Genomic DNA, 24,339 nt, shown 5'->3' on the forward strand with positions numbered 1-24,339 from the left:
GGGCACGCCGGGGCGCGGGGCGCGGCGGCCACCGGGGCGCGCCCGGCGGGATCACACCGGCGACCCGGTGGCAGGCGTTTTGCGGGGTCGGCCGGGGGTAGGGCGAACACACCCCGTAGCCGTTCCATGGAGGACTCATCCAGTGGATTCCCGCAAGCCCGTCAAGGCCGTCAAGGACGTCGTCACCGCCGCCGCCGAAAAGGTGGGTGACGTGCTGAGCCCGGAGGTGCCCGGCGCGCCGGGCAGCGCACCACCGACGGTGGCGGAGCCGACGACGCCGCACGACCCGCTGCCGCCGAAGAAGGAGCAGGCTGCCCCGGAGACCCGGACGCCGACCGGTGCGCCGACCGGGGTGCCGAGCACCGCGAAGGGCCAGCAGGGCGCCTTCCTCACCACCGCCCAGGGAGCGCGGCTGCGCGACACCGACCACTCGCTGAAGGCCGGTCCGCGCGGTCCGGTGCTGCTCCAGGACCACCACCTGCGCGAGAAGATCACGCACTTCGACCACGAGCGCATCCCCGAACGCGTGGTGCACGCGCGGGGCGCCGGCGCGCACGGCGTGTTCGTCGGCTACGGCACCGCCGAGCGGGTCACCCGGGCGGGCTTCCTGGCCAAGGGGCGGGAGACGCCGGTCTTCGTGCGGTTCTCCACCGTGCTCGGTTCGCGCGGCTCGGCCGACACGGTCCGCGACACCCGCGGCTTCGCCACCAAGTTCTACACCGACGAGGGCACCTTCGACCTGGTCGCCAACAACATCCCGGTCTTCTTCATCCAGGACGCGATCAAGTTCCCGGACATCATCCACGCCGGCAAGCCGCACCCGGACCGGGAGATCCCGCAGGCCCAGAGCGCGCACGACACCTTCTGGGACTTCGTCTCGCTGCACACCGAGGCGCAGCACCACACGATGTGGAACATGTCCGACCGGGGCATCCCCCGCTCGTACCGGATGATGGAGGGCTTCGGCGTACACACCTTCCGGCTGGTCAACGCCGCCGGGGAGACGGCGCTGGCGAAGTTCCACTGGAAGCCGAAGCTGGGCGTGCACTCGCTGACCTGGGAGGAGGCGCAGCTGCTGGGCGGCGTCGACCCGGACTTCCACCGCCGGGACCTGTACGACGCGATCGAGGCCGGCGCGTACCCGGAGTGGGAACTCGGCCTCCAGGTCTTCCCCGACACTCCGGAGGAGACCTTCGCCGGGATCGACCTGCTCGACCCGACGAAGATCGTGCCCGAGGAGCTGGCGCCGGTGCAGCCGGTCGGCCGGCTGACCCTCAACCGGACGCCGACGAACTTCTTCGCCGAGGTCGAGCAGGTCGCCTTCCACCCCGGTCACCTGCCGCCGGGGATCGACGTCACGAACGACCCGCTGTTGCAGGGCCGGCTCTTCTCGTACGTCGACACGCAGCTCACCCGGTTGGGCGGGCCGAACTTCGCGCAGATCCCGGTCAACCGACCGCACGCCCCGGTCAACGACATGCTCCGCGACGGCTTCCACCAGCACGCCGTGCACGCGGGGGTGGCGCCGTACCGGCCGAACTCGCTCGACGGCGGCAACCCCTTCCCCGCCGGTGACGGCGACGGCGCGTTCGTCGACGTGCCGGTCACGGTGGCCGAGGCGCCCAAGGTGCGGGCCAACCCGGTCTCGTTCGACGACCACTACAGCCAGGTCCGGCTGTTCTGGCTGAGCATGTCGCCGGTGGAGAAGGAACACATCATCCGCGCCTACACCTTCGAGCTCGGCAGGTGCTACCACCAGGCGATCAGGGAGCGCCAGCTGCAGTGCCTGGCGAACATCGACCCGGTGCTGTGCGCGGAGGTCGCCACCGGCCTGGGGCTGCCCGCGCCGGAGCCGACAGTGCCCCTCGCCGACGTCGCGCCCAGCCCGGCGCTGTCGCAGGTCGGCCGGGAATGGCCGGCCGACGGCCGGACGGTCGGGATCGTGGTGGACCCGGCCGCCGGTCTCGACGGGGTGGACGAGGTGCGGCGCGCGGTCTTCGCCGCCGGCATGGTGCCGCTGCTGATCGCGCCGCACGGCGGCACGGTGGACGGCCTGCCGGTGCAGCGCACCTTCGCCACCGCCCGGTCGGTCGAGTTCGACGTGCTGCTGCTGGCCGGTGCGCCGGCTCCCGCGCCGGACGCGCTGCCGGCCCGGGACGCCAAGGCCGGGGCGGCGGCCCCGGTGGCCGTGGATCCGCGGGTGCTGCTGCTGGTCGAGGAGGGCTGGCGGCACGCGAAGGCGATCGGCGCGTGGAACGGCGGTGTCGCCGTGCTGGAGCGGGCGGGGGTCGCGGGCACGCCCGGCGTGGTCAGCGGTGACTCCGGGCTCGACGTGCTCACCGCCGTGCAACGGCTGATGGCCGCGCACCGGGTCTGGGAACGGTTCCCCGCCTCGGTCGCCTGACAGCCCACCGAGGGCCTGCTCCGCCGGCGGAGCAGGCCCTCGACGTACGCCCGGGAGTGCGGCAGGCCGCGGGCCCCCGGTGGTCGGATGGTGCGGGACTGGAGGTCGTGGACGCCGCAGCGGGATCTTCATGTTCTTGTGACGCCGGGGCTGGAAGCCCGTGGACCGCCCGGACGTTGGTTCCGGGCATGAGGATCAGCGAGGCCTCCCGAGCCAGCGGCGTGAGTGCCAGGTCGTTGCGGTACTACGAGGACGAGGGCCTGATCGTCCCTGGCCGGTGCGGCAATGGGTACCGTGACTATTGCCGGTCCACCATCGACCGGGTCCGCGTCATCCGCTCACTGCTGGAGTCCGGGCTGCCGGTGCGGTTGATCAGGGACGTCCTGCCCCGTCTCGCTGCCGAAGCCGACGCCGAGGCGGTCACGATGGGTGCGGAGTTCCTGCAGGAGGTGCAGAGGTATCGCGATCGGCTTGCCGCACGCATCGCCAGTCTGAGCGATCAGCAGGCGGCTCTCGACAGTTACCTGCGCGAGGCTCGCCGGGTTGGCCGATGACCGCGACTTGACCTTGACGTCAGTGTGAGGCTTCTACGGTCGGACGCATGGAGATCGACGAGCGGCGAAACGCCAACGGGCAGACGGTACGGGCACTCATCCAGCGGTCGCGTCGGGGGCCGACGGATCTGACCCTCACCCCCGATCAGCCTCGTCCCGTCCCTGGACCCGGCGAGTACCTGATCCGGGTGGGCGCTGCCGGGGTCAACTTCGCGGACGTCATGCAGAGCTGTGGCACCTATGGAGGAGGCCCGCGGGCACCCTACGTGGCGGGCTTCGAGGCCGCTGGCGAGATCGTGGGCGCCGGCCCGGACATCGACCGCCCGCTCCGCCTGGGCACCCACGTCGTCGGCACTGGACCGGGCGCCTTCGCGCAGTACATGACGATGCCGGCCGCGGGTGCACTCCCCGTCCCCTCCGGCTGGAGCGACGCCGAAGCTCTCGGCCTGGTGCTGAACTGGGCAACCGCACTGGCGGCACTGAAGCCACTGGGCGAGCTCAAGACGGGTGACGTGGTGCTCGTTCACGCCGCGGCCGGGGGCGTGGGACAGGCCGCTGTCCGCCTCGCCCGCCACTACGGCGCGCGGGTGATCGCCACGGCGTCACCGGACAAGCACGCCACCGTCAAGGCGCTCGGCGCCGACGAGGTCCTGGACAGCCGCCGCGCCGATCTGGCCCAGGAGATCACCCGCCGGACCGGCGGTGTGGACCTGGTCCTGGAGTCGGTGGGACGCGCCACGTTCACGACCAGCCTGTCGGTCACCAGACCCATCACCGGACGCGTCGTCGTGTACGGTGCCGCTTCCGGCGACGCCAGCCTCAGCACGCACGACCTGGTATTCACCCACCAGGTCCAGGTCAAGGGCCTGCACATCGGCGCCCTGGCGGCCGCGGCCCCGTCCATGTACCGGGGACTACTCGCCGAGATCGAGGCACTCATCGCCCAGGGCGTGTACCCGCCAGGTACCCCTCAGGTTCATCCGCTGGCCGAGGGGCCGGCGGTGCTGCAGCGACTCGCAGCCGGTCAGACCCGTGGCAAGCACGCCCTCGACCCCTGGCGCTAGGACCCCCGGTGGCTCACCACGACGTCCCCGCTGCCTCCCCGAAGGTCGGCCGCGTGGCCCACCACCGAACCCGCCTGCGGAAGGTCGACCGCCAGCCGGCGACCGCCGCGGCACAGGCGCCGCGGGTGGTCACCGACCTCACCGTCACCGACGGCGTCGCGGGGCCGCTGCTGCTCGCCGCCACCGGCCGGCGGGGCCTGCCGGCGGGCTTCTCGGTGCGCTGAGCCCGGAGCCACCCGCGGCTCGGCCGCCGGGGCTACCTCACCTTGCGGGTCGAGCGGGCCACGATGCCGTCGTACTCGGGGTGCTTGCCGAGCCATTCGCTGAGGAACGGGCAGATCGGCACGACCGTGCGCCCCTTCGCCCGGGCGTCGTCCATCACCGCGCGGGCCAGGGTCGATCCGACGCCCTGGCCCTCGAACGCCGGGTCGACCTCGGTGTGCGTGTAGGCGATGATGGCACCGCTGAGCTGGTAGGTGACCAGGCCGGCCAGCGCCCCGGCCTCGTCCCGCGCCTCGAAACGCTCCCGCTCCGGCACGTCTGTCACGGTGAACTGCATTCCGCCATCCAATCACGGCCGCCCGGGTGGCCCTCGGGGGCCGGCGTCGCCGGCTGGGCGCCTGCGCCGCGGGCCGGCGGTCGAACCCGGGCCGCGCGCGCCGCCCACCGACCCGGTCGGGCCGCCGGGGATGTGCCCCGACGGCCCGACGGTGGGTCAGTGGATGACGACGGGCGTCCGGGTCTCGTCGCCCTGCTCGCCGTCGAGCAGGTGCGACGGCTCCCGCCGGCGCGGCAGGAACGCGACCGCGCCGAACGTGAGCAGCACCAGCACGAACGCCACCCAGAAGGTGCTGGCGAAGGAGCTGGCGGCGAAGTCGAGGCCGCGCTGGAGCAGCGACGGGTCGACCGGGAACTGCTGGAGCAGCTCCGGCTGCTGCTGGACGCCGATGGCGAGGCTGGCCTCGGTCACCGGCTCGCCCTTCGGGTCGGTGACCCCCGGGATCACCGGGGAGCCGTTCAGCTCGTTGGTGAGGATCACCGACATCACCGCGGCGCCGACCGAGCCACCGATCTGCTGGAGGATGTTGACCAGGGTGGAACCGCGGGCCACATCCTGGGCGTTCAGCGTCTTCAGCGCCGAGGTCATGATCGGCATCATGGTGCCGCCCATGCCCAGACCCATCACGAACAGCGACCCGCAGAGCAGCCAGTAGGACGTGTCCGTGTCCACCTGGGTGAAGGCGAAGAAGCCGGCGGCGATGAGCGCGAGCGCGAACGGCACCGTACGACCGACGGGCACCCGGTCGGCCAGCGTGCCGGCGATCGGCATGGTCACCATGGCGCCGAGCCCCTGCGGCGCCATCAGCAGGCCGGCGGCCAGGGTCGACTCGCCGCGGATCTGCAGGAAGTAACTCGGGAACAGCAGGCCGGCGCCCATGAACGCGATGATGAACACGAACAGCGCCACGGTCGCGACGGTCAGGTTGCGGTTGGCGAACAGCCGCAGGTCGAGCAGCGGGTGCTTCGGCTTGAAGGAGTAGAGCACGAACGCCACGACGAGCGCGCCGCCGACCAGCATGGGCGCCCACACCTCGGTGTCGCTGAAGGTGCCGGCGTCGGGCAGCGTGGAGACGCCGTAGAGGAACAGCGCGAGACCCGGCGAGAGCATCAGCATGCCGACGAAGTCGAACGACTCGGACGGCTCGGGGTTGTCCTTCGGCAGCGCCAGCTGGGCGTAGATGAGGCCGATGACGCCGATGGGCAGGTTGATCAGGAAGATCCAGTGCCAGCTCGCGGTGTCGATGAGCCAGCCGCCGAGGATCGGGCCGCAGATGGGGCCGAGCAGCATCGGGATGCCGAGGACGGCCATCAGCCGGCCGATCCGGTGCGGGCCGGCGGCCCGGGTCATGATCGTCATGCCCAGCGGCATCAGCATGCCGCCGCCGAGACCCTGGAGCACCCGGTAGCCGATCAGCTGCCCGATCGTGTCGGCGGTGGCGCAGAGCCCCGACCCGATGGTGAACAGCGCCAGCGCGATCATGTAGAGCCGCTTGGTGCCGAACCGGTCGGCGGCCCAGCCGCTCAGCGGGATCACCGTGGCCAGCGCGAGGGTGTAGGCGGTCATGGTCCAGGCGACGTCGGCGTAGGACGCGTTGAACTCGCGCTGGAAGGTCGGCAGGGCGACGCTGACGACTGTCACGTCGAGGATCGACATGATCGCGCCGAGCACGACCACCCCGGCCACCTTGAGGACCGCGGCGTCGAGCTTGTCCGAGGTCGCGATGGTTTGCTGTGTCACGAAGTCTCCTGAATCCCCGTTGAGGGCCGGCGGCGGCCGGCCGGGCGCCGGGCCGGTGTGGCGCGCGCGGTGTGACGGACGGAGCGATGTCCGGCAGGCAGACTAACGAGCCGCACCGACAAACGGCTTCCGAGTTTCCGGCGGTCGAGGCCGACGTCACTCCCGCCCGGCCCCACCGAACGGCCCAGGGCGGGACGACCACCGACCGGGCCCGGGCGGCCCCGTCCACGCCGCTGACCGGCGCGGTCGGCGGCGACGCATCGACCGACGCCGACCCGGGTGTCCGCTCGTCGGCGCGGGTCCGGGCCGGGCTCGCCGAGGAGCCCGTGACCGAGGTCACCGCGTGTCCGCAGCCACATGCCGCACCGGCCCCGCGAGCCGGGTGGCGTCGATGCCGGCGGCCAGCCCGGCGGTGGTCACCTGAGCCGAGCGGCCTCGCTGGCCGACCCGCCGCGACGGCGGGCCGCGGGTGGCGTCAGCGCACCGAGGCGTACGCCAGCGGCAGCGGGGTGGGCTGCCCGCTCCAGGTACCGGTCAGCGCGGTGCCGCCGCGCTGCCCGGCCGCGCCGAGCCGACGCAGCACGGCGAGTTCGACGGCGTCGGTGACGATGACCGTCGGGTCGCCGGCCACGACGTCGCGGACCGTCCCCACGGCGGGCACCGCGACCGGGGCGCCGCTCGTGCCGATCACCATGCTCGCCTCACGGGGCTCCCGGCGGCCGTCGACCTCGAAGTACTCCTCGGCCTGGCCGGTGCCGGCGAGGACGGCGTCGGCCAGCGCCGCCGCGTAGACCGGGTCGCCGGCGGCGTCGTACACCCAGCGCGGGCCGAGCACCGAGTGCTCGGTGGTGCCGACGAGCCAGCGCTCGGCGCCGGCCAGGGGCGCCCCGCGGTAGGTGAGCGGCACCTGGTGGACCGGGCCGTCCCCGGCCCGCACCAGCATCGTCTCGATGCCCACCTCGCCGGCCGGGTCGTCGAACCGGTAGCTGGCCACCCGTACCAGGTCGGCGCCCGGCTCCCCGTGGAACCAGTCGCGTCCCGGCAGCCACGCCGCCAGCAGTTCCAGCTTCGAGGGGCGCAGGTCCGCCCGGTGCAGCAACGCCATGGGCAAGATCGTAGCGGTCGGCCCGGCCCGGCGGTCGACGGCGCCACCGCCGGTCCGGGACCGACGAGCCGGCTAGGACGGCGGGCCGGGCGGCAGGATGACCACGTGCAGGTGCCGGGGGCCGTGCACGCCCTCCACCCGGTCGAGTTCGATGTCGCTGGTGGCGGAGGGCCCGCTGATCCAGGTCAGCGGCCGGCGCGGGTCGAGCCGGGCGACGGCGTCCGGCAGCCCGGCGACCACCTGGTCGGCGCGGAGCACGCAGACGTGCACGTCGGGCAGGAGCGTGATGATCCGCCGGCCCTGGTCGGGCGCGCCGTCGAGGACGATCGTGCCGGTCTCGGCGACGGCCACGGCGGCGGCGGTGACCACCCCGTCGACGGCGGCGAGCCGGGCGCTGCCGAGCCGGTCGTCGGTCACCGCCTCGACCGTGCCCGGCAGCCACCGCCGGGGCAGGCCCGGCGGGACCACCACCCGCCGGCCGCCGAGGACCTCGTCGACCACCCGCGCCACCTCGCCGTCGGCGCACCGGTGCACGGTGGCCCGGTAGTCGGTCAGCCGGCGCGCCAGCAGGTCGACGTCGGCGGGCCCGCCGGCCGGCCGGTAGTCGCGCGGCACGTCGGCGGGGGCGGCGGGGTCGGGGCCGAGGGCGGCCCGCAGCCGGCCGAGGACCAGGTCCCGGGAGCTCATCGCCGCGCCCACCAGTCCCGGAACGACTGCGCGGGCGGTTCCGGCAGGTCCCGGCCGATGGTCCAGCCGGACAGCGGCGGGGGCAGCCCGCGACCGCGCCGGCCGGCCAGGCGGGTGAGCCGCGCGGCGCGCTGGACGGCCGCGTACCACGCCGGGTGGTCCATGGCGTACGCGGCGGCGGCCATCGCGACGGACTCGGCGGTCGGCCGGCGCCGGGCGGCGACGTGTGCGGCCCGCAGGTGGACCAGCAGCTCCGGAATGTTGATCTTCACGGGGCAGGCGTCGTAGCAGGCGCCGCAGAGTGACGAGGCGTACGGCAGGGAGGCGTTGTCCTCGACGCCGGTGAGCTGGGGCGACAGCACCGCGCCGATCGGGCCGGGATAGACCGAGCCGTAGGCGTGCCCGCCGGTGCGCTCGTAGACCGGGCAGACGTTGAGGCACGCGGAGCAGCGGATGCAGTGCAATGCCTGCCGGCCCACCCGGTCGGCGAGCACCGCGCTGCGCCCGTTGTCGAGCAGCACCAGGTGGAACGCCCGCGGGCCGTCGCCGGGGGTGACCCCGGTCCACATCGAGGTGTACGGGTTCATCCGCTCCCCGGTCGACGCCCGGGGCAGCAGTTGCAGGAAGACCTCCAGGTCCCGCCAGGTGGGGACGACCTTCTCGACGCCCATCACGGTGATCAGGGTCTCCGGCAGGGTGAGGCACATCCGCCCGTTGCCCTCGGACTCCACGACCGCGATGGTGCCGGTCTCGGCCACGGCGAAGTTGGCACCGGAGACGGCGACCGGGGTGGTGAGGAAGGTCTGGCGCAGGTAGCGGCGGGCCGCGGCGGCCAGCGCGGCCGGCTCGTCGGTCAGCGCCGGGTCGACGCCGGGCATCGCGCGCAGGAAGATCTCCCGGATCTCGGCCCGGTTGCGGTGGATGGCCGGCACCAGGATGTGGCTCGGCCGGTCCTCCCCCAGTTGCACGATCAGCTCGGCGAGGTCGGTCTCCACGGCGGTGATCCCGGCGGCGGCCAGCGCCTCGTTCAGCCCGATCTCCTGGGTGGCCATCGACTTGACCTTCATGACCCGGTCGCTGCCGGTCGCCGCCACCAGGTCGGTGACGATCCGGTTGGCCTCGACCGCGTCGGCGGCCCAGTGCACCGTCCCGCCGGCGGCGGTGACCGCCGCCTCCAACTGTTCGAGCAGTTCCGGCAGGCGGGCCAGCACGTCGGCCTTGATCGCCGAGCCGGCGGCGCGCAACTGCTCCCAGTCGGGCAGTTCGCGGATGACCGCGCCCGACCTGGCCCGGATGGTGGTGGTGGCGTGCCCGAGGTTGCGGCGCAGCTGCGGGTCGGCCAGCGCGCGCCGGGCCGCGGCCGGGAACGGCTCGTCGCCGCGCAGGTGACCGACGCCCCGTGGTGCGGTGGCCGGCATGCCGAGGAAGGTCCGGCTCACGCCCGTGCCGCCGTCCGGGTCGGGTCGGCGGCGGCGCCGGTCTCCTCGGTCGCGGCGAGGATCTCCGCCAGGTGCACCGTGCGGACGCCGGCCCGCAGCCGGGACAGCCCGCCGCCGATGTGCATCAGGCACGAGGAGTCCCCGGCGGTGCAGACCTCGGCCCCGGTGGCGAGGACGTGGCGCAGCTTGTCGGCGAGCATCGCGGTCGAGGTGTCCGCGTTCTTGACCGCGAAGGTGCCGCCGAAGCCGCAGCACTGCTCGGCCTGCGGCAGCTCCACCAGGTCCAGCCCGCGGACCTGCCGCAGCAGCCGCAGCGGCCGGTCCCCCACCCGCAGCATCCGCAGCGAGTGGCACGTCGGGTGGTAGGTCACCCGGTGCGGGTAGTACGCGCCCACGTCGGTCACCCCGAGCACGTCGACCAGGAACTCCGACAGCTCGTGGGTACGCCGGGCCACCGACTCCGCCCGGCTGGCCAGTCGTTCGTCGCCGGCCCGCCGGGCCACCATGGCGTGCTGGTGCCGCACCGACCCGACGCACGAGCCCGACGGCGCCACCACCACGTCGTACGGGTCGAACGTGCGCACGTGGCGCCGCACCAACGGCAGCGCGTCGGCCAGGTAGCCGGTGTTGACGTGCATCTGCCCGCAGCAGGTCTGCTTCGCCGGGAAGACCACCTCGTGGCCGAGCCGCTCGAGCAGCCGCACGGTGGCCGTGGCCGCGGCGGGGAACAGCGTGTCGGCCAGGCACGTCACCATCAGCGCGACCCGCATCGTCACCCGCCCATCGCCCCGGACGGACACCGGCGGCGCCCGTACGCACGGCTCGCGGCTCGTCGGACTCCGTCGGGGCCGGATCCCGGGGACCGCCGCCGAGATCATTCGACCAGATCACCAACCCGTCCGCAACGCCGCGGCCGCCCACCCTGACCTCGGGCGCGACCCACCTCGGGTTTGTCACACAACTGTCGTGAAACCGCGTGATCGCCTCCACGTACCTCGCCCACCGTGGTAGTCGAACGCGACGCGCGAGCCCGCGCCGGCCGGACCGGCCGGCGGTGCGGACGGGCCCGGCCAGCCGTCGCCGACCCGTCCACCCGCCGACGCCACGGAGGATCGATGGTGCTGCCCTGGCCGATTCCCGACGACCCCTCGTTCCATCCGGTCGAGCCGGAGCAGACCCCGGACCTGCGGCTGGCCGCCCTGGTGGCGCAGCGGCTCAGCGCCGACTGGACCACCCGCCGGCAGCAGATCGCGGTCGCCGTGCAGAACCGGGTGGTGATTCTCAGCGGGACCGTGGCCGACCCCCACGTCCGCCAGGTCGCCGGCGAGCTGGCGTGGGACGTGCCGGGCGTCTTCGACGTGTGCAACGCGCTGCGGATCTCCGTCCGGCGCGGCGGCCGCGCGGCGGGCCCGTGACGGCCCCCGCGCACGACGCCTGATCCCATCGACGCCTGTCTCTAGCGCTGATCCTCCGGGGATGGTAGGAATTTGCCACGACCGCGAATGTGCGCGAAGGATTTTCCCGCAGAGAGGCTCCGATGAGAACTCGAAGGATCATGGCCAGCCTCACCGCCGCCCTCGTCGGCCTGACGGTGGCGGCCACCCCGACCTGGGCGACGCCCACCGACGACCGGACCGTCAGCTATCGCGGCTACCGGGTGCCGGTACCCGCCGACTGGCGGGTCGTCGACCTGTCCACCGACCCCCACGCGTGCGTCCGGTTCGACCGGCCCACGGTCTACCTCGGACACCCGGGCGCCGAGCCCTGGTGTCCGGACGGACCGGCCGGGCGTACGGCGGGGCTGCTCGTCGAGCCGATCGACGCCGTCACCGCCGAACAGCTCACCGCGGAGACCGCCGTGGCGCCCAGCGGCCGGGCCACCGTGGCTCCCCTGGTGTCCCGCGACGGATCCATCCGGCTCGCGGTGCGCGACGCCGGCGTGCTCGTCACCGCGTTCCACACGCCCGAGACCGAGCCGGCGGTCCGCCGGATGCTGGCCGCCGCCCGCCTCGGTCCGGACGCCACGCCGGTGTCCCTGGACGCCGTCCGCGCCGCCGCGGAGCCGGCCGCGGTGGCGCCGTTGGCGGCGGCCGGCCCGCAGCCCGGCACCTACCTCGGCAAGGGCTTCGACACCTGCACCGCCCCGTCGCAGGCGACGATGAACACCTGGCGCGCCTCCTCGCCCTACCGCGCCGTCGGCATCTACATCAGCGGCTCCAGCCGTTCCTGCGCCCAGCCCAACCTCACCGCGACCTGGGTGACCAACCAGACCAACAACGGCTGGCGCCTCATCCCCATCGAGCTCGACAAGCAGGCGCCGTGCGGCACCCGTACGCCGAAGATGTCCTACGACCCGGCCACGGCCCGGTCCGAGGGGGCGAGCCGGGCGACCAGCGCGGTGAACGCGGCCCAGGCGCTGGGCATCCCCGCCGGCAGCGTGATCTACAACGACATCGAGCACTACCCGTCGAGCGAGGCGTGCAAGGCGGCGGTGCTGTCGTACCTGTCCGGTTGGACCGAGCGGCTGCACACGCTCGGCTACCTCTCGGGCATGTACTCCAGCGGCTCCTCCGGCGTCCGCGACCTCTGCGGCGCCTACCACGACACCCGCTACACCCGGGTCGACCACCTCTTCTTCGGCTGGTGGAACGGCGTGGCGGACACCGACGCCGGCGACTACTGCCCGGACGGGTACTACGCCAACCACCAGCGCATCCACCAGTACACCGGGGACAGCTACGAGACCTGGGGCGGCGTACGGATCTACATCGACCGGGACTACCTCGACGTGTCGACCGGCACCACCCCGCCGCCGCAGGACTTCAGCGTCACGCTCGACAACACCACCACCGGACGGTTCACCGCGAGCGCGAACTGGGGCACCTCGACGTACTCCGGCCAGCGGTTCGGCACCGACTACCGGTTCGCCGCGCCGACCCCGGCCAGCGACGTCGCCTGGTACCGGGCGAACCTGCCGGAGACCGGCAGCTACCAGGTCGAGGTCTGGTATCCGGCCGACGCCGGCTACAACGACTCGACCCCGTACCTCGTGGCCGCCACCGCCGGCAACCAGACGGTGCGGGTGAACCAGCGGCAGGGCGGCGGCCAGTGGGTGTCCCTGGGCGTGTTCACCCTGGCCGGGGGCGACGGTGACAAGGTGGGCGTGAGCCGGTGGACCAGCGGCACCGGCTACGTCATCGCCGACGCGGTCCGGATCACCCGGGTCTGACCGGCGAACGGACGGCCGGGCCGGCCGCCGGCGGGTTGGGAGGACCTGCCGCCGGTCGGCGCCGGCCACCCGCCGGCGGCCCGCGCCGACTGGGGCCGGGCAGCGGCCGGCGGCTACACCTGGTGCAGCAGGAGCAGTCCGAACGCGGCGACGAAGGCGGCGCAGCCGGTGACGGTGATCGGGCGAAGTCGGGTCCGCAGGTCCGCGTCCCAGCCCGCCACGGCCCCGGAGGCGCGGCGCAGCAGCGGGGTGGCGGCCCGTCCGGCGCCGAAGCCGACCCCGGCCAGCACCGCGACCAGCAGGCGCTGGCCGCCGAGCAGCACCGCGGCCGCGAGCACGTACGGGGCGGTGGCCGAGACGTAGGTCCGCACCCCGGTGCCGAGCTCGAAGCCGAACCGCAGCGCACCCCGCCGCGGGTTGCGGCGCAGCACGTCCTGCGGCACCTGGCGGGCGTTCTGTGGCAACGGGACGGTCAGCACCCGGGTCTCCCGGAGCAGGCCCAGCACCGCCACCGCCACGATGGCCGCGTACCGCCAGGGCGCCGGCAGCGGTGCCGACAGCCCGGAGAGCAGCCCGAGCACCACCCCGCTGAGCAGGCCGCCGCCGAGCAGCCCGACCACGAACAGGGCGAGCAGCGCGCCCTGTGGATTCCGATCCCGCCGCCCGGGCGAGCCCAGCGCGTACGCGCTGTTGCGGGTTCAGACCGAGCCGGAGAGGGTGTAGCCGGCCAGCCCGCCGAGCACCGCCCAGGTGAGCACGTGCCCGTACGCGGCGGCGACGACCGCGCCGGCGGTGAGCAGCGGGACGGGCCCGAGCGGGTCCGTCACCCAGCGCCGCAGCGGCGGAACCCGTCGTACGGGCGGCGGACCGGTCACACCGCCCCGCCGGTCAGCGTGCGCCAGGTGCTCTCGCCGACGACGCCGTCGACGGTGAGCCCGTTCTGCCGCTGGAAGTCGCGGACCGCCGCGTCGGTCGCCGACCCGAAGACCCCGTCGACGGTCAGCCCGTGCGCGTGCCTGTTCAGTTGCCGCTGCACGGCGCGGACCACGTCACCGCTGTACGGGTAGTGCGCGACGACCACCGAGCCGGGCCGGCCGCCGGTGCCGACCGTCTTGCGGACCGTGATCCCCCGGCTCGACACGGTGAACACCAGCAGCGGCCAGGTCCCGGCGTCGACCACGCCGCTGGCCGTGAGGCCGTTGGCCGTCTGGAACTGCTTCACCCGGCTCTCGGTGCCGCTGCCGAAGACCCCGTCCACGGTGACCGCGTGGCCCCGCGCCTTCAGCAGGTGTTGCACGGTGTAGACGTTCGGGCCGGACTGGCCGCGGCGGGTGCTGGGCCAGGCGACCGTGCTGAGGCACCCGCAGTCGGTGTTCCACCGGCAGATCGACCTGACCCAGCCAGAGCTGGTCATCCGGTACCCGTCGTGGCAGCGGCGCTCCACCGAGCAGGCGCAGGCGCCGCAGGCGCCCTGGTAGCGCCACAGCCAACCGTCGTACGTGCCGGCGTAGCACTGGTTCGGCCGCAGTTTCCAGGTGGTGCCGTCGTTGCGGTGGAAACCGGCGTACGTGCCGCTGGTGTTGCAGGCCGCGGCGAAGATCGGGCTCGGCCCGCAGCCGGGGGAACAGTTCTGGTCGGCGGCGTACGACGGGCAGCTGCCGTAGATGTCGTACCCGTCGGCGTAGGCGCGGCGGGCGGCCGGGAAGACGCTGAGCGCGGCCATCCCCACCGCCGTGCCGGCCTGGAGCAGCGTGCGGCGGGACAGCGCCCAGGACGTGCCGAGGCGGCTGCCGGTCCGGCTCGCCGCCGGGCGGCGCCGGGGCGCGGCGCCGGTACCCGGATCGGTGCCGCGCAGCGCCGGCACCGCGTCGAGAGTGATCATCGCGCACCTCCCCGCTGGATCTGGTGGACGGCCGGCCCGGATTCGGTGCCGGACGGCTGGTCGACCTGGTCGAGCAGGTGTCGCAGCGCCGCCCGGGAGCCCACCGGCTCGGATCGCCGGACCCGCCCGGTCGGGTCGACCACGACCGCGAACGGGGTGGCGATCGCGTCGTACCGGTCGAACAGCTCGGCCTGCTCGGTGTGGACGGTGACCGGCAGGTCGGTCGCGGCGGCCGGGGCGGCGTGCCGGTAGAGCACCCGCAGCACGACGTCGGTGGGCGCTGCCCGTTCGGCGACCTCGTCCAGCAGGTGGTGGCAGGTGGCGCAGCCGCTGTCCAGGAAGAGCAGGACCAGGGTGGCCGGGGACGGCGGCGCCAGATCGCGGAACCCGGGCGCCGCCGACCCGGGCCGCAGCCCGACCGACCCGGGACGGCCGGCGGCGCCGTTGCTCAGCGCGTGCACCTGCCGGACCAGGCCGGACACCACGAGGGCCAGCAGCAGGATCGCGATCCAGCTCAGGATCAGCGCGCTGGTCTGGAAACTCATCCGGGTACGCCTCCTCGTCCCACCCGCGCGGGCGGCCGGTCCGGGGTCGGGTCGTGCATGGCGGCGGGCAGGTGGGCCAGCAGCGCGGTGAACGTGGCCGCGGCGAGCAGCACGACCAGCAGCTCGGTGCCCGGGCGCGCCAGCGGCGCCACCGCGCCGGACAGCAGCGACCCGGTCAGCGCCAGCCCGGCGAGGACGGCCGCGCGCGCCACCACCCAGCCGGTCATCGGCAGCTCCACCCGCGAGCAGCCACAGGGGACGGACCGTCCGGTCGACCGCAGGTACCAGCCGTAGCCCGCGTACGTGGCGAGGAGGGCGGCGCTGCCGGCGAGGACCGGGCCGAGCAGCCGGCCGCCGTCGTCGCGGAGCAGCGCGACGACCCCGGCCACGCCGAGCAGGCCCTCGGCCGCGATGACCGCCGCCGCGACGGCGGACGGCGCGGGCACCACCCGCTGGGCGGCCAGCGCCGCCGACAGCACGGCCGGCCGCGTCAGGTGCTCACCGCCGGCGACCAGCAGGGTGAGCAGCACGGTGTACGCCCCGACGCCGGCGACCAGGGCCGTCACGTCGCCTCACCCGCCCAGCTGCACGCGTAACCGGCTGACCAGGTCCGGTACCCGGTCGACCACGGTGTCGGCGAGGGGCAGCACGGTCACCCAGGCGTCCGCGGCGGCGAGCACGAAGTAGGGCTTGCCGTCCGACAGCGTGTCCCGGAAGAGTTCGCCCGCGCCCGTCGCCAGCCCCCGCCACGACGGCAGCTGTCGGGTCCGTTCCGCGGTCAGCGGCGTCATGTCCAGCAGGCCGAGGCCGGGCACCTGCTTGAGCACGGTTGCCGGCGCCGCGTACCGGCTGCCCGCCCTGGGCTGGGGGCGCACCGTCAGGCCGTCGTCGTGCTCGGTGATCCGCAGGGTCCGCAGCACCGCGAGCAGGTCGGCGGTGGAGCCGCCGTACAGCTGGGTGAGGAAGCAGTACCGGCGCCCGCGCCAGGCCGCCACCAGCCGCTCCTCGTCGAGCCGGATCTGCGGGTCGTGCGACCGCACCCGCGCGGTCAGCAGGGTGCCGCCCTGGTAGGCGAGTTCCTCGTCGAAGTCGGTGACGCCGAGCTCCGCCGCCAGGTCGTCGGCGAGGCCGACCGAACCGGCGGTGAACTCGTGCAGCCGGCCGGCGACGGTCACCTCGACCACCGAGGTGAACGGCGCGCTGAGGTCGAGCGGGCCGGTGAGCTGGAATCGCCGGCCGTCCATCGCGCGGTGTGTGACAGAGACCTCCGCGGCTGCCACGCCCACCACCTCCCCCGTGGGTACGGCACGTGGTGGCCTCAGAGTATCCGCGTCCATCGACGCCGCCACAAGCCCGATCCGCCGGCGATCCGTCGCGGCGCCGGATCGGGCACGGGCGCGACGGTGGCGGCCGCCCGGCCGGTGGGCGCGGAGCCGGCGGCCGGGGCGGCCGGCCGGCCGGATACCGTGCGGTCGGCGCGGGTCCGTCCCGCGCCAGGTGCGCGTCGAGGGGAGATCGGATGCGGCTGCACGTGGGGTGCGCGATGTGGACGCACAGGTCCTGGCCGGGGCGGTACCTGCCGCACCCGCTGCCGGCCCACGAGCGGCTGCGCGCCTACGCCGGCTGGTGCAACTCGGTCGAGGGGAACACCACCTTCTACGCGACCCCGGCCCGGGAGACGGTGGCGTCGTGGGCCGGACAGACCGAGCCCGACTTCCGGTTCGTGCTCAAGCTGCCGAGGACGGTGACGCACGAACGCCGGCTGACCGGCGCCGACGAGGAACTCCGCGCCTTCCTGCACGCGGTCGAACCCCTCGGGCCCCGGACGCACGCGCTCTGGATCCAGCTGCCGGGCTCGTTCGGCCCGGCCGACGTATCCTCGCTCGCCCGTTTCCTGCGCGGGCTGCCCACCGACCACCGGTACGCCGTGGAGGTCCGCCACCCCGCGTTCTTCGACGACGCCGGGGCGGCCCGGACGCTGGAGGCGGCGCTCGCCACGGTCGGCGCGGAGTGGATCCCCTTCGACACCACCGCTTTCTTCCGCACCCCGCCGACCAGTGACGCGGAGCGGGAGGCGTGGACCCGCAAGCGGCGGACGGCGCTGCGCACCCGCGCGCTGACCGACCGGCCGATCGTCCGGTACCTGGGCCGGGACGACCCCGCGCGGACAATCGAGGGCTGGCGGCCGTGGCTCGACGTGGTGACCGGCTGGCTGCGGGAGGGCCGCTCGCCGACCGTGTTCGTGCACACGCCGGACAACGCCGCCGCGCCCGAGCTGGCCCGCGGCTTCCACGACCAGGTCCGGGCCCGCCTGCCCGAGCTGGCGCCGCTGCCCGAGCCGGTCCCGGTCGGGCCGTCGACGCTGTTCTGAGCCGGGCGGCGCGCCGCCGATCGGGAGATCAGCTCGCCTCCGCCGCCAACCCCACCTGCTGGTTCGCCTCCGCCTTCGGCACGCCGGATGCCTGGAGCACCTCGCTGATGACCAGGCGGAGTCGCGTGACCAGGACCTTTCCGCAGAACCGCAGGTCCTCGGCGCAGGCCTGGTCGACGTCCGCGACCGCCTGCCGCGCCCGGGCGCGCGCGAGGTCGGGCTCCCGGCCGGCGAGGAAATCGCGGTGCAGCAGCCGCACCGCCTGGCCGAGGTGCTCGATGGCGGCGGGCAGGCTGGCCGGCACCGGCTCCCGCTGCCGCAGCGTCGACACGATCCAATGTGCCATCTCCCGGCTGTTGGCGTAGGCGCGTTGCAGGTGCTCGGCGGCGTGCTGGTAACGGCGCAGGACGGTCAGTCGACGCCACCGCCACGGCGAGAGCACCGCGATCTCCGCGGCCGCGGCGATCATCTCGAGCGTCGCGTTCCGCTCCTCCTCCGCCGCGACCAGGTGCTCGGAGGCACTCTCCGCCTGGTGGACGTCACGCTGCTCCAGCGCCTCGGCGACAGCGGTGAGGTCGCGCGCGAAGATGTCCAGCGTCGGACCGGCGGCCCGGTGCACGACACGTACCGGGTTGGCCGGCATGAGCAGCAGCGCCACGGCGATCGCCGTCACCCCGCCGATCAACCCGTTGACGGTCCGGGCCACCGCCAGGTGCGACTGTTCGGCGGACAGCGTGCCCAACAGCACGGCCGTGCTGCCGGCGTGCACCATGACGGCGCCGTTGCCGCGGATCACCGCCGCCGACGAGATGGCGAACGCCACGATCAGGCCGGTCTGGATCGGCCCGGTCCCGATCACCTCGATGATCAGCTGCCCGGTCAGCACCCCGACGATCACCCCGGCGACGAGCTCCGCCGCCCGCCTGATCCGGTTGCCGAGGGCGGCGGCGATGGTGCCGATCGCCGCCGCCGGCGCGAACAGCGCCTGCGAGTTGTGCAGCACGTCGGCCGCGACGAACCAGGAGAGCCCGGCCGCCACCCCGGCCTGGACCGCGACGATGGCGTAGGTGCGGAGCCGCTCGTACGCCTCCCGGCCCAGCCGCCGCACATCCCGGTCCCGGCTCCGCACGTCTCACCCCCCGATGACATCCTGGTACGCCGGCGATGCCCGGGTGATCCGGATTCCCGATCTGAGCGCCGGCGGCCGGAGAGTCCCCCCGGACGAGTCAGCGCTGGTCCAGCGCGTGCCGGACGGCGGCCGTGGTGCGCTCGACGTCGCCGGTGGCGAGCAGGTCGAGCAGCGCTCCGCGCAGGACGGCGAGGACCGCGCTGCGCTCCGCCGCGCCGGCCGCGGTGTCCCGCCGCGCGGCGGGCTGCGCGCGGGCGAGCACGTCGAGCCAGTCGTGCACGGTGGCCCGGGCGAAGTCCGCCCAGGGGCCGTCCGGTTCGACCAGGCACCGGGCGTACGCCTCCACCCAGAGCACCAGCAGGGACCGGTGCTGCGGGGCGGCGAGCCAGGCCCACAGTCGTCCGGCGACCGTCCGCAGGTCGCCGGGCGCCTCCCCGGATTCGTCGAGGCCGCGCAGCAGGCGCAGCTCGTCGGTGCGGGCGCGGGCGAGCAGGGCGCGGACCAGGCCGTCCTTGCTGCCGAACAGGTACAGCAGCACCCGGGGGCTGGAGCCGATCGCCGTGGCCAGCGGACGCAGCGACATGTCCCCCAGGCCGTGATCGAGGACGTACCGGTAGGCGGCCTCCCGCAGCTCGACGTGGCGCGCCGACGGGTTCGCCTCGCCGCGTTCCGGCGCATCGGCGGTGGACATGGTTCCTCATGCTGCCATACTGAAACAGTCGTGTCAGTGCCGCCCGCGATCGGGCGGCCGGCGTCGAGGAGGCAGCCATGTCGGTGCCGGTCCAGCCGGTTCCCGCCACGTCCCCGGGCGATCGCTCGGGTGACGGCCGGAATCAGCTCCGCATTCGCCGCGCGGACCAGCCGGGCGACCTGGGCTGGGTGGTGATGGCCCACGGCGAGCTGTACGCGCGGGAGTTCGGGTGGGACGTCTCCTTCGAGGCGCTGGTCGCCCGGATCGTCGCCGACTACGCCGACCGCCACGATCCGGTACGGGAGGCCGGCTGGATCGCCGAACTCGGCGGGAAACGGGTCGGGTGCGTGTTCTGCGTCGCCGCCGACGGACCGGACGCGCCGGAGGACACGGCGAAGCTGCGCATCCTGCTGGTCGACCCGGCCGCGCGCGGGCACGGCCTGGGCACGAGCCTGGTGAGCACCTGCGTCGACTTCGCCCGGGCCGCCGGCTACCGCCGGCTGGTGCTGTGGACCAACGACGTCCTGACCGCGGCACGGCGCATCTACCAGGCCGCCGGCTTCCGGCTCGTGGACGAGCACCGGCACCACAGCTTCGGCCGGGAGCTGACCGGCCAGACCTGGACCCTGGAGCTACCGCCGGACCACCCGTGACGGGTGGACGCAACCCGCGCGAGTCCCGCCTCGGGCGGCGGTGAGGGGCCGAGCCGCCACTGCCCTCAACGGCAGCCGGTACGTCGTGCCGGTGCGGGCCTCGCGACCCGCCGGCGGCTTCGCGGACCGGTAGACCACCTCCGGAGACGGGGCGTGCCCGGTCTCCGGGTCCCGAATGCACGGCCCGAGCCGGTGAGCACGGGCGAGCAGGACCGTGACGCCATGCCCGAGGATGTCCACATCGGATCGACGACGGGCATCGGTCCGCCGACGGGGAGGTCGAGGGTGTCGCCGGACGCGTCCTGGGTGCAGTGGCTGGTGATCGTGGCGGCGCTGGTGCAGAGCACGGCGGCGGTGATCCAGGTGTCCCAGGGACGCCGGCAGTCCGGGAACCACACAGAAGCGGCGAAGCCAGCCGTCCCCGTGGACGACGTGCTGCGCGCCGGCGTGGTCACCATCGTCCTCGGGGTCATGGCGATCTACACCGCACCCCGAGTCGCGGCGCTGGGCCTCGACCACACAGCCGAAAACCTGTACGAGACCGTTCTCGTCGTCATCTCTGTCGCTGGCCCGTTCGCCGCCGTCATGACGATCCTGCTGGCACTGGGCAAGGTGTTCGGCAAGGAGGAGACGCCGACCGACGCGCTCGTCCACTGCCTCGCCGCCGTCGCCGCGACCGGCGTGCTGATCATGGAGGTCACCATGCTCACGTCGGGGACCTGACGGCACTCACCGTCGATGGCGGCCGCACCGTCGGTGGCGCGCCGGATCGCGGTCCGGCGCGCCACCGGGCGATGGTGCGGCTCGGGGTCAGCCCGTGCCGCAGGAGACCGTCGGCCAGGTGTAGTTGCCGTTGTGCTGGATGGTCACGCCCCAGTTGTTGCCGCTGCCGTTCGGCGTGGCGACCAGTTGCTGGGCGGTCGGGTAGCTGGCGTTGACGTTCCAGGTGGCGATGATCTTGGCCGGGGACGGGACGTTCATCGTCACGGTCCAGGTGCTGGAGCCGGAGACCGAGACGTTGAGGTTGTACCGGTCGCTCCACTGCTGACCGGCCGACAGTGTCGCGGTGCAACCACCGCCACCGCCACCGCCGCCTCCACCACCGCCGCCGGAGCCGCCCAGCGTGATGTTGGAGCTGCCGCTGCTCTGGTATCCCTCGGTCGCCAGGATCATGTAGTCGTGACTGCCCAGGGCCATGCCCTTGCTGGCCCAGGCGTCGAAGTGGTTGCCGGAGGTGATGGTGCCACCGGTGCGCTTGGACTGCCGCACGCTCCAGTACTGGTTGAAGGTCCTGGTGCCCTCGATGGACGGGGCGTTGTACCGGGTCGTCTGGTAGATGTCGTACGTGCCACCGTCGCTGGTCACGGTGCCCTTGTAGGTGCCGGTCGGCCGGTAGGTGCCCCAGTTGTCCACGACGTAGTACTCGACCAGCGGGTTCCGGGTCCACCCGTAGAGCGTCAGGTAGGCGTTGCCGGACGGGTTGAAGCTGCCCGAGTAGGTCACGCTCCGGCGGCCTCCGGTGCTCCAGCCCTTGCCGGCGACGAAGTTGCCGGTGTTGCGCCAGGAGGTGCTGTAGTTGCCGCCGGAGCCCAGTTCCATCGACACGGTTCCGGCGCTGTCGGTCCAGAACGAGTAGAAGTAGCCGTTGTGGGTGCCGGTCTGGTTCGAGGTCACGGCCGCGCTGGCGGCGGTGGGCAGCATCGTGGTGGCCACGACGAGCGCCACGGTGCAGGCACCGCCGACTAGCATTCTGAGGCGGCCTCGGCGGTGTTGCGGCGGTCGGACGGGGACGTCGTTCATGAGCGTGCTTCCTCCTCGTGGTGGCTGGCGGGGAGGCCAGGCAGCCTGGTACGACCCGGGCGCGGCGGCCGGCGGTCGGGGCGGCGGCCACCGCGCGTCGACGTCGTACGACGTGGTGGGGGTTGACCGGTCGCCGTGCGGTCGACGACCGGCGGACCAGGTCGTGTTGGGTGACCCGGATCGACAGATGTCGAGGTCTATCGATGGCGACAGTATCGATTCGGCGCCGCAGGGGTGTCAACATTTCTCGGAAATGTTTCGGAGGCTCTCCTGAGGCTCGGCAAGCGTCTGAACGGTATCCTCCCTGGTAGAAGCGGCACCATGCGGCGTCGCCCGACGGCGACGCACAGTGGAACGCCAGGTTCGGCGATCACCACGAGGCCGAGCTACCGGAAGTTTTGGAAGTCTTCCGGATCGATGGTGACCGGTACTCCCCCGTGCCACGACCGGTCCGGCCGCGCTAGCGTGCGGTGGTGGGCGAGGTCGAGGATCGTGGGTACCGGCCCGGTCCGCCGGACGGGTCGGCGGTGGCGGAGTCGCTGGCCGCGGCCCGGGCCGGTGACGGGGACGCCTTCGGCCGGCTGGTCGGCCCGCTGCGCGACGAGCTACGCGCGCACTGCTACCGGATGCTGGGCTCGGTGCACGACGCCGAGGACGCCGTCCAGGACACCCTGGACCGGGCCTGGCGCAGCCTCGACCGGTTGGCCGACGACGGGGCGATCCGGCCGTGGCTGTACAAGATCGCGACGAACCGGTCGCTCACCCTGATCGAGCGCCGGGGGCGGCGGGAACTGCCCACCGACCTCAGCCCGGAGGGCGCGCCCCTGGCGGAGGCGGCGTGGCTGGAACCGTACCCGGATCGGTTGATGGGTTGGACCGCGCGGCTGACCCCGGAGGCCCAGGTGGTCGCGCGGGAGAGCGTCGAGCTGGCCTTCGTCGCCGCCCTGCAGCACCTCTCGCCCCGGCAGCGCGCCGCCCTGCTGCTGCGCGACGTCCTCGGCTACCGGGCCAGCGAGGCCGCCGATCTGCTGGACACCACCGTCGCCGGGGTCAACAGCGCGCTACAGCGCGCCCGCCGGGTGCTGGCCGACCTGCTTCCCGAGGCCAGCCAGCAGCAGACCCTCGACACCCTCGGCGACGCGGCCCGGCGGGAGCTGGTCCAGCGGTACGTGGCCGCGTGGGAGACCAGCGACGTCGACGCGATCGTGGCGATGCTGACCGAGGACGCGCGGTACTCGATGCCGCCGCTGCGCGCCTGGTACCAGGGGCGCGACGGGATCCGCGGCTTCCTGCTCGACGCGGCCGGCCGGCACCGCTGGCGGTTCCTGCCCGCCCGGGCGAACGGGCAGCTCGCGTTCGGTACGTACCTGTGGGACGACGACCGGGGCGCGTACCTTCCGGCCGGGCTGGACCTGCTCGTCCTGCGCGGCCGGCGGGTGGCCGAGGTGGTCTCGTTCCTCGACGCCCACCTGCCCGCCCACGGCCTGCCGGCGGAGCTGCCCGGCGAGGAGGTCGCCGGCGCGCGATGACTTTCCGCCCCGGCCGGGGTTGTAGTCCTGACGGACACACCGACCGGAAGGGCCGACGATGCCGACGAACGAGGAAGAGATCCGCACCCTGATCGAGCGGTGGGCCGGCGCGGTCCACCGCGGCGACCTCGCCACGGTGCTCGCCGACCACGACGAGGACATCGTGATGTTCGACGTGCCGCCGCCCTACGAGGGCGTGCGTGGCCTCGACGGGTACCGGCAGACCTGGCCGCCGTTCTTCCGGTGGCAGGCCCAGGGCGCCTCCTTCGAGATCGAGGAGCTGGATGTCACCGCCGGCGACGAGGTCGCCTTCGCGTACGCCCTGCTGCGCTGCGGCACCCCGGCCGACCTCGCCGCCGCTCCCGACAACCGGCTGCGGCTGACGCTCGGGCTGCGCAGGCGGGCGGGCCGGTGGGTCGTCAGCCACGAGCACCACTCCTTCCCGAGCGTCGACTCGACCGCCGGCCCGGCCGGCCCGCGCGCCGCCGCCGAGCGGGAGCTGCGTCGGCTCCACCAGCGGTGGTTCGACGGCACCGCCGCGAAGGACCTGGACGCCCTGATGGCCGCCATCGCCGACGACGTCGTCTCGTACGAGCACGAGCAGCCCCTGCGGTACGTCGGCGTCCAGGCCGTCCGCGAGGTCTGCGCCGCCGGCCTCGACGCCGCCGGCGACGGTGCCGTCCGCTGGGACGTGCCCGACCTGGCGATCCTGGTCGACGGTGACCTCGCCGTCGCCTGGGGTCTCAACCGCGTCGAGCTGCGGCCGGCCGCCGGCCCGGCCGTGGACAGTTGGTCCCGCGGCACGCGGGTCTTCGCCCGGCGCGACGGCGCCTGGCTGATGGTGCACCAGCACCTCTCCTACCCGTACGACCCGGCCAGCGGCGTGGCGCGGACCGACCTGGCGCCGTGAGCGCGCGTGCCGGAGGGAGCGCCCGTGGTCGGGCGCTCCCTCCGGGGG

At 73.9% G+C, this 24,339-nt stretch carries 26 protein-coding genes; 11 read left to right on the forward strand and 15 right to left on the reverse strand.

All coding sequences use genetic code 11. The annotated features are described in order from the left end of the window. The first annotated feature begins 142 nt into the window (after positions 1-142). The 4 genes from Q3W71_RS15370 (at position 143) to Q3W71_RS15385 (ending at position 4,246) form a co-directional block, all read left to right on the forward strand. Positions 143-2,404, forward strand: coding sequence for a catalase (locus tag Q3W71_RS15370; protein ID WP_302920000.1), 2,262 nt, complete (start codon positions 143-145; stop codon positions 2,402-2,404). 188 nt (positions 2,405-2,592) lie between these two features. Beyond that, the gene (locus Q3W71_RS15375; RefSeq protein WP_302920001.1) at positions 2,593-2,958 is read left to right on the forward strand and encodes a MerR family transcriptional regulator; all 366 of its coding nucleotides are present in this window, start codon (positions 2,593-2,595) and stop codon (positions 2,956-2,958) included. A gap of 47 nt (positions 2,959-3,005) precedes the next feature. Next, a complete protein-coding gene (locus Q3W71_RS15380; protein WP_302920002.1) occupies positions 3,006-4,022 on the forward strand; it encodes a zinc-binding dehydrogenase in 1,017 nt (338 codons plus the stop codon). Between the two features lie 53 nt (positions 4,023-4,075). Beyond that, on the forward strand, positions 4,076-4,246 hold the full coding sequence (locus Q3W71_RS15385) for a hypothetical protein (RefSeq protein WP_302920003.1): 171 nt from the start codon (positions 4,076-4,078) through the stop codon (positions 4,244-4,246). A gap of 32 nt (positions 4,247-4,278) precedes the next feature. Here the strand turns inward: Q3W71_RS15385 and Q3W71_RS15390 are convergent, their stop codons facing one another. The 6 genes from Q3W71_RS15390 to Q3W71_RS15415 all read right to left on the reverse strand — a co-directional run bounded on the left by Q3W71_RS15390 (position 4,279) and on the right by Q3W71_RS15415 (position 10,322). Beyond that, a complete protein-coding gene (locus Q3W71_RS15390; RefSeq protein WP_302920004.1) occupies positions 4,279-4,569 on the reverse strand; it encodes a GNAT family N-acetyltransferase in 291 nt (96 codons plus the stop codon). Between the two features lie 168 nt (positions 4,570-4,737). Beyond that, entirely contained in the window at positions 4,738-6,321 is a 1,584-nt protein-coding gene (locus Q3W71_RS15395; RefSeq protein WP_302920005.1) for a DHA2 family efflux MFS transporter permease subunit, read from the reverse strand. Between the two features lie 475 nt (positions 6,322-6,796). After that, positions 6,797-7,426, reverse strand: coding sequence for a hypothetical protein (locus Q3W71_RS15400; RefSeq protein ID WP_302920006.1), 630 nt, complete (start codon positions 7,424-7,426; stop codon positions 6,797-6,799). 72 nt (positions 7,427-7,498) lie between these two features. Further along, entirely contained in the window at positions 7,499-8,113 is a 615-nt protein-coding gene (locus Q3W71_RS15405) for an LUD domain-containing protein (protein ID WP_302920007.1), read from the reverse strand. Beyond that, the gene (locus Q3W71_RS15410) at positions 8,110-9,531 is read right to left on the reverse strand and encodes a LutB/LldF family L-lactate oxidation iron-sulfur protein (protein WP_302920422.1); all 1,422 of its coding nucleotides are present in this window, start codon (positions 9,529-9,531) and stop codon (positions 8,110-8,112) included. Before Q3W71_RS15410 ends, Q3W71_RS15405 begins: the two co-directional genes overlap by 4 nt. Before the next feature lie 17 nt (positions 9,532-9,548). After that, positions 9,549-10,322: a (Fe-S)-binding protein gene (locus tag Q3W71_RS15415; protein ID WP_302920423.1), complete on the reverse strand. Its 774-nt coding sequence runs from the start codon at positions 10,320-10,322 to the stop codon at positions 9,549-9,551. A 345-nt stretch (positions 10,323-10,667) separates the two neighbouring features. Here Q3W71_RS15415 and Q3W71_RS15420 point away from each other — a divergent pair, with 345 nt between their 5' ends. After that, positions 10,668-10,967, forward strand: a complete 300-nt coding sequence (locus Q3W71_RS15420; protein WP_302920008.1) for a BON domain-containing protein — start codon at positions 10,668-10,670, stop codon at positions 10,965-10,967. A gap of 122 nt (positions 10,968-11,089) precedes the next feature. Next, the gene (locus tag Q3W71_RS15425) at positions 11,090-12,781 is read left to right on the forward strand and encodes a glycoside hydrolase domain-containing protein (RefSeq protein ID WP_368050696.1); all 1,692 of its coding nucleotides are present in this window, start codon (positions 11,090-11,092) and stop codon (positions 12,779-12,781) included. A 113-nt stretch (positions 12,782-12,894) separates the two neighbouring features. On the opposite strand, the gene Q3W71_RS15430 is transcribed toward Q3W71_RS15425, so the two are convergent. The 6 genes from Q3W71_RS15430 to Q3W71_RS15455 all read right to left on the reverse strand — a co-directional run bounded on the left by Q3W71_RS15430 (position 12,895) and on the right by Q3W71_RS15455 (position 16,452). After that, on the reverse strand, positions 12,895-13,401 hold the full coding sequence (locus tag Q3W71_RS15430; RefSeq protein WP_302920009.1) for a hypothetical protein: 507 nt from the start codon (positions 13,399-13,401) through the stop codon (positions 12,895-12,897). Positions 13,402-13,479: 78 nt separating this feature from the next. Beyond that, positions 13,480-13,608: a hypothetical protein gene (locus tag Q3W71_RS15435; protein WP_302920010.1), complete on the reverse strand. Its 129-nt coding sequence runs from the start codon at positions 13,606-13,608 to the stop codon at positions 13,480-13,482. A gap of 44 nt (positions 13,609-13,652) precedes the next feature. Next, entirely contained in the window at positions 13,653-14,663 is a 1,011-nt protein-coding gene (locus Q3W71_RS15440; RefSeq protein WP_302920011.1) for a peptidoglycan-binding protein, read from the reverse strand. Next, on the reverse strand, positions 14,660-15,208 hold the full coding sequence (locus Q3W71_RS15445; protein ID WP_302920012.1) for a hypothetical protein: 549 nt from the start codon (positions 15,206-15,208) through the stop codon (positions 14,660-14,662). Before Q3W71_RS15445 ends, Q3W71_RS15440 begins: the two co-directional genes overlap by 4 nt. Continuing rightward, positions 15,205-15,774 (reverse strand): MauE/DoxX family redox-associated membrane protein, encoded by a 570-nt coding sequence (locus tag Q3W71_RS15450; protein ID WP_302920013.1) that lies wholly within the window; start codon positions 15,772-15,774, stop codon positions 15,205-15,207. The genes Q3W71_RS15445 and Q3W71_RS15450 overlap by 4 nt, the downstream gene beginning before the upstream one ends. 6 nt (positions 15,775-15,780) lie before the next feature. Continuing rightward, positions 15,781-16,452: a hypothetical protein gene (locus tag Q3W71_RS15455; RefSeq protein WP_302920014.1), complete on the reverse strand. Its 672-nt coding sequence runs from the start codon at positions 16,450-16,452 to the stop codon at positions 15,781-15,783. A gap of 299 nt (positions 16,453-16,751) precedes the next feature. Between Q3W71_RS15455 and Q3W71_RS15460 the strand changes: the two genes are divergently transcribed. Beyond that, the gene (locus Q3W71_RS15460) at positions 16,752-17,579 is read left to right on the forward strand and encodes a DUF72 domain-containing protein (RefSeq protein WP_302920424.1); all 828 of its coding nucleotides are present in this window, start codon (positions 16,752-16,754) and stop codon (positions 17,577-17,579) included. A gap of 28 nt (positions 17,580-17,607) precedes the next feature. Here Q3W71_RS15460 and Q3W71_RS15465 read toward each other — a convergent pair whose 3' ends face one another. Together Q3W71_RS15465 and Q3W71_RS15470 are read right to left on the reverse strand one after the other, a co-directional pair. Further along, on the reverse strand, positions 17,608-18,708 hold the full coding sequence (locus Q3W71_RS15465) for an aromatic acid exporter family protein (RefSeq protein ID WP_302920015.1): 1,101 nt from the start codon (positions 18,706-18,708) through the stop codon (positions 17,608-17,610). 97 nt (positions 18,709-18,805) lie between these two features. Further along, positions 18,806-19,399, reverse strand: a complete 594-nt coding sequence (locus Q3W71_RS15470) for a TetR/AcrR family transcriptional regulator (RefSeq protein WP_302920016.1) — start codon at positions 19,397-19,399, stop codon at positions 18,806-18,808. A gap of 77 nt (positions 19,400-19,476) precedes the next feature. Here Q3W71_RS15470 and Q3W71_RS15475 point away from each other — a divergent pair, with 77 nt between their 5' ends. Both Q3W71_RS15475 and Q3W71_RS15480 read left to right on the forward strand, forming a co-directional pair. After that, entirely contained in the window at positions 19,477-20,052 is a 576-nt protein-coding gene (locus tag Q3W71_RS15475) for a GNAT family N-acetyltransferase (protein WP_302920017.1), read from the forward strand. Between the two features lie 222 nt (positions 20,053-20,274). Next, positions 20,275-20,775 carry a hypothetical protein gene (locus tag Q3W71_RS15480; protein ID WP_302920018.1) on the forward strand — a complete coding sequence of 167 codons (501 nt, stop codon included), beginning with the start codon at positions 20,275-20,277 and terminating at the stop codon, positions 20,773-20,775. A gap of 87 nt (positions 20,776-20,862) precedes the next feature. On the opposite strand, the gene Q3W71_RS15485 is transcribed toward Q3W71_RS15480, so the two are convergent. Further along, on the reverse strand, positions 20,863-21,852 hold the full coding sequence (locus Q3W71_RS15485; RefSeq protein WP_302920019.1) for a glycoside hydrolase family 11 protein: 990 nt from the start codon (positions 21,850-21,852) through the stop codon (positions 20,863-20,865). A gap of 527 nt (positions 21,853-22,379) precedes the next feature. Here Q3W71_RS15485 and Q3W71_RS15490 point away from each other — a divergent pair. Together Q3W71_RS15490 and Q3W71_RS15495 are read left to right on the forward strand one after the other, a co-directional pair. Further along, on the forward strand, positions 22,380-23,381 hold the full coding sequence (locus Q3W71_RS15490) for a sigma-70 family RNA polymerase sigma factor (RefSeq protein WP_302920425.1): 1,002 nt from the start codon (positions 22,380-22,382) through the stop codon (positions 23,379-23,381). Positions 23,382-23,439: 58 nt separating this feature from the next. After that, positions 23,440-24,291 carry a nuclear transport factor 2 family protein gene (locus Q3W71_RS15495; protein ID WP_302920020.1) on the forward strand — a complete coding sequence of 284 codons (852 nt, stop codon included), beginning with the start codon at positions 23,440-23,442 and terminating at the stop codon, positions 24,289-24,291. Positions 24,292-24,339: the final 48 nt, after the last annotated feature.

The organism is Micromonospora sp. C28SCA-DRY-2 (genome assembly GCF_030519475.1).
Taxonomy (GTDB): domain Bacteria; phylum Actinomycetota; class Actinomycetes; order Mycobacteriales; family Micromonosporaceae; genus Micromonospora.

What these genes read in the sequence shown, in the direction of transcription:
- Q3W71_RS15375 (WP_302920001.1), top strand. Translation starts at nt 2,593, where the DNA reads ATGAGGATCAGCGAGGCCTCCCGAGCCAGCGGCGTGAGTGCCAGGTCG.
- Q3W71_RS15380 (WP_302920002.1), top strand. Translation starts at nt 3,006, where the DNA reads ATGGAGATCGACGAGCGGCGAAACGCCAACGGGCAGACGGTACGGGCA.
- Q3W71_RS15400 (WP_302920006.1), bottom strand. Translation starts at nt 7,426, where the DNA reads ATGGCGTTGCTGCACCGGGCGGACCTGCGCCCCTCGAAGCTGGAACTG.
- Q3W71_RS15405 (WP_302920007.1), bottom strand. Translation starts at nt 8,113, where the DNA reads ATGAGCTCCCGGGACCTGGTCCTCGGCCGGCTGCGGGCCGCCCTCGGC.
- Q3W71_RS15410 (WP_302920422.1), bottom strand. Translation starts at nt 9,531, where the DNA reads ATGCCGGCCACCGCACCACGGGGCGTCGGTCACCTGCGCGGCGACGAG.
- Q3W71_RS15415 (WP_302920423.1), bottom strand. Translation starts at nt 10,322, where the DNA reads ATGCGGGTCGCGCTGATGGTGACGTGCCTGGCCGACACGCTGTTCCCC.
- Q3W71_RS15420 (WP_302920008.1), top strand. Translation starts at nt 10,668, where the DNA reads ATGGTGCTGCCCTGGCCGATTCCCGACGACCCCTCGTTCCATCCGGTC.
- Q3W71_RS15425 (WP_368050696.1), top strand. Translation starts at nt 11,090, where the DNA reads ATGAGAACTCGAAGGATCATGGCCAGCCTCACCGCCGCCCTCGTCGGC.
- Q3W71_RS15440 (WP_302920011.1), bottom strand. Translation starts at nt 14,663, where the DNA reads ATGATCACTCTCGACGCGGTGCCGGCGCTGCGCGGCACCGATCCGGGT.
- Q3W71_RS15445 (WP_302920012.1), bottom strand. Translation starts at nt 15,208, where the DNA reads ATGAGTTTCCAGACCAGCGCGCTGATCCTGAGCTGGATCGCGATCCTG.
- Q3W71_RS15455 (WP_302920014.1), bottom strand. Translation starts at nt 16,452, where the DNA reads ATGGACGGCCGGCGATTCCAGCTCACCGGCCCGCTCGACCTCAGCGCG.
- Q3W71_RS15460 (WP_302920424.1), top strand. Translation starts at nt 16,752, where the DNA reads ATGTGGACGCACAGGTCCTGGCCGGGGCGGTACCTGCCGCACCCGCTG.
- Q3W71_RS15470 (WP_302920016.1), bottom strand. Translation starts at nt 19,399, where the DNA reads ATGTCCACCGCCGATGCGCCGGAACGCGGCGAGGCGAACCCGTCGGCG.
- Q3W71_RS15475 (WP_302920017.1), top strand. Translation starts at nt 19,477, where the DNA reads ATGTCGGTGCCGGTCCAGCCGGTTCCCGCCACGTCCCCGGGCGATCGC.
- Q3W71_RS15480 (WP_302920018.1), top strand. Translation starts at nt 20,275, where the DNA reads ATGCCCGAGGATGTCCACATCGGATCGACGACGGGCATCGGTCCGCCG.
- Q3W71_RS15485 (WP_302920019.1), bottom strand. Translation starts at nt 21,852, where the DNA reads ATGAACGACGTCCCCGTCCGACCGCCGCAACACCGCCGAGGCCGCCTC.
- Q3W71_RS15495 (WP_302920020.1), top strand. Translation starts at nt 23,440, where the DNA reads ATGCCGACGAACGAGGAAGAGATCCGCACCCTGATCGAGCGGTGGGCC.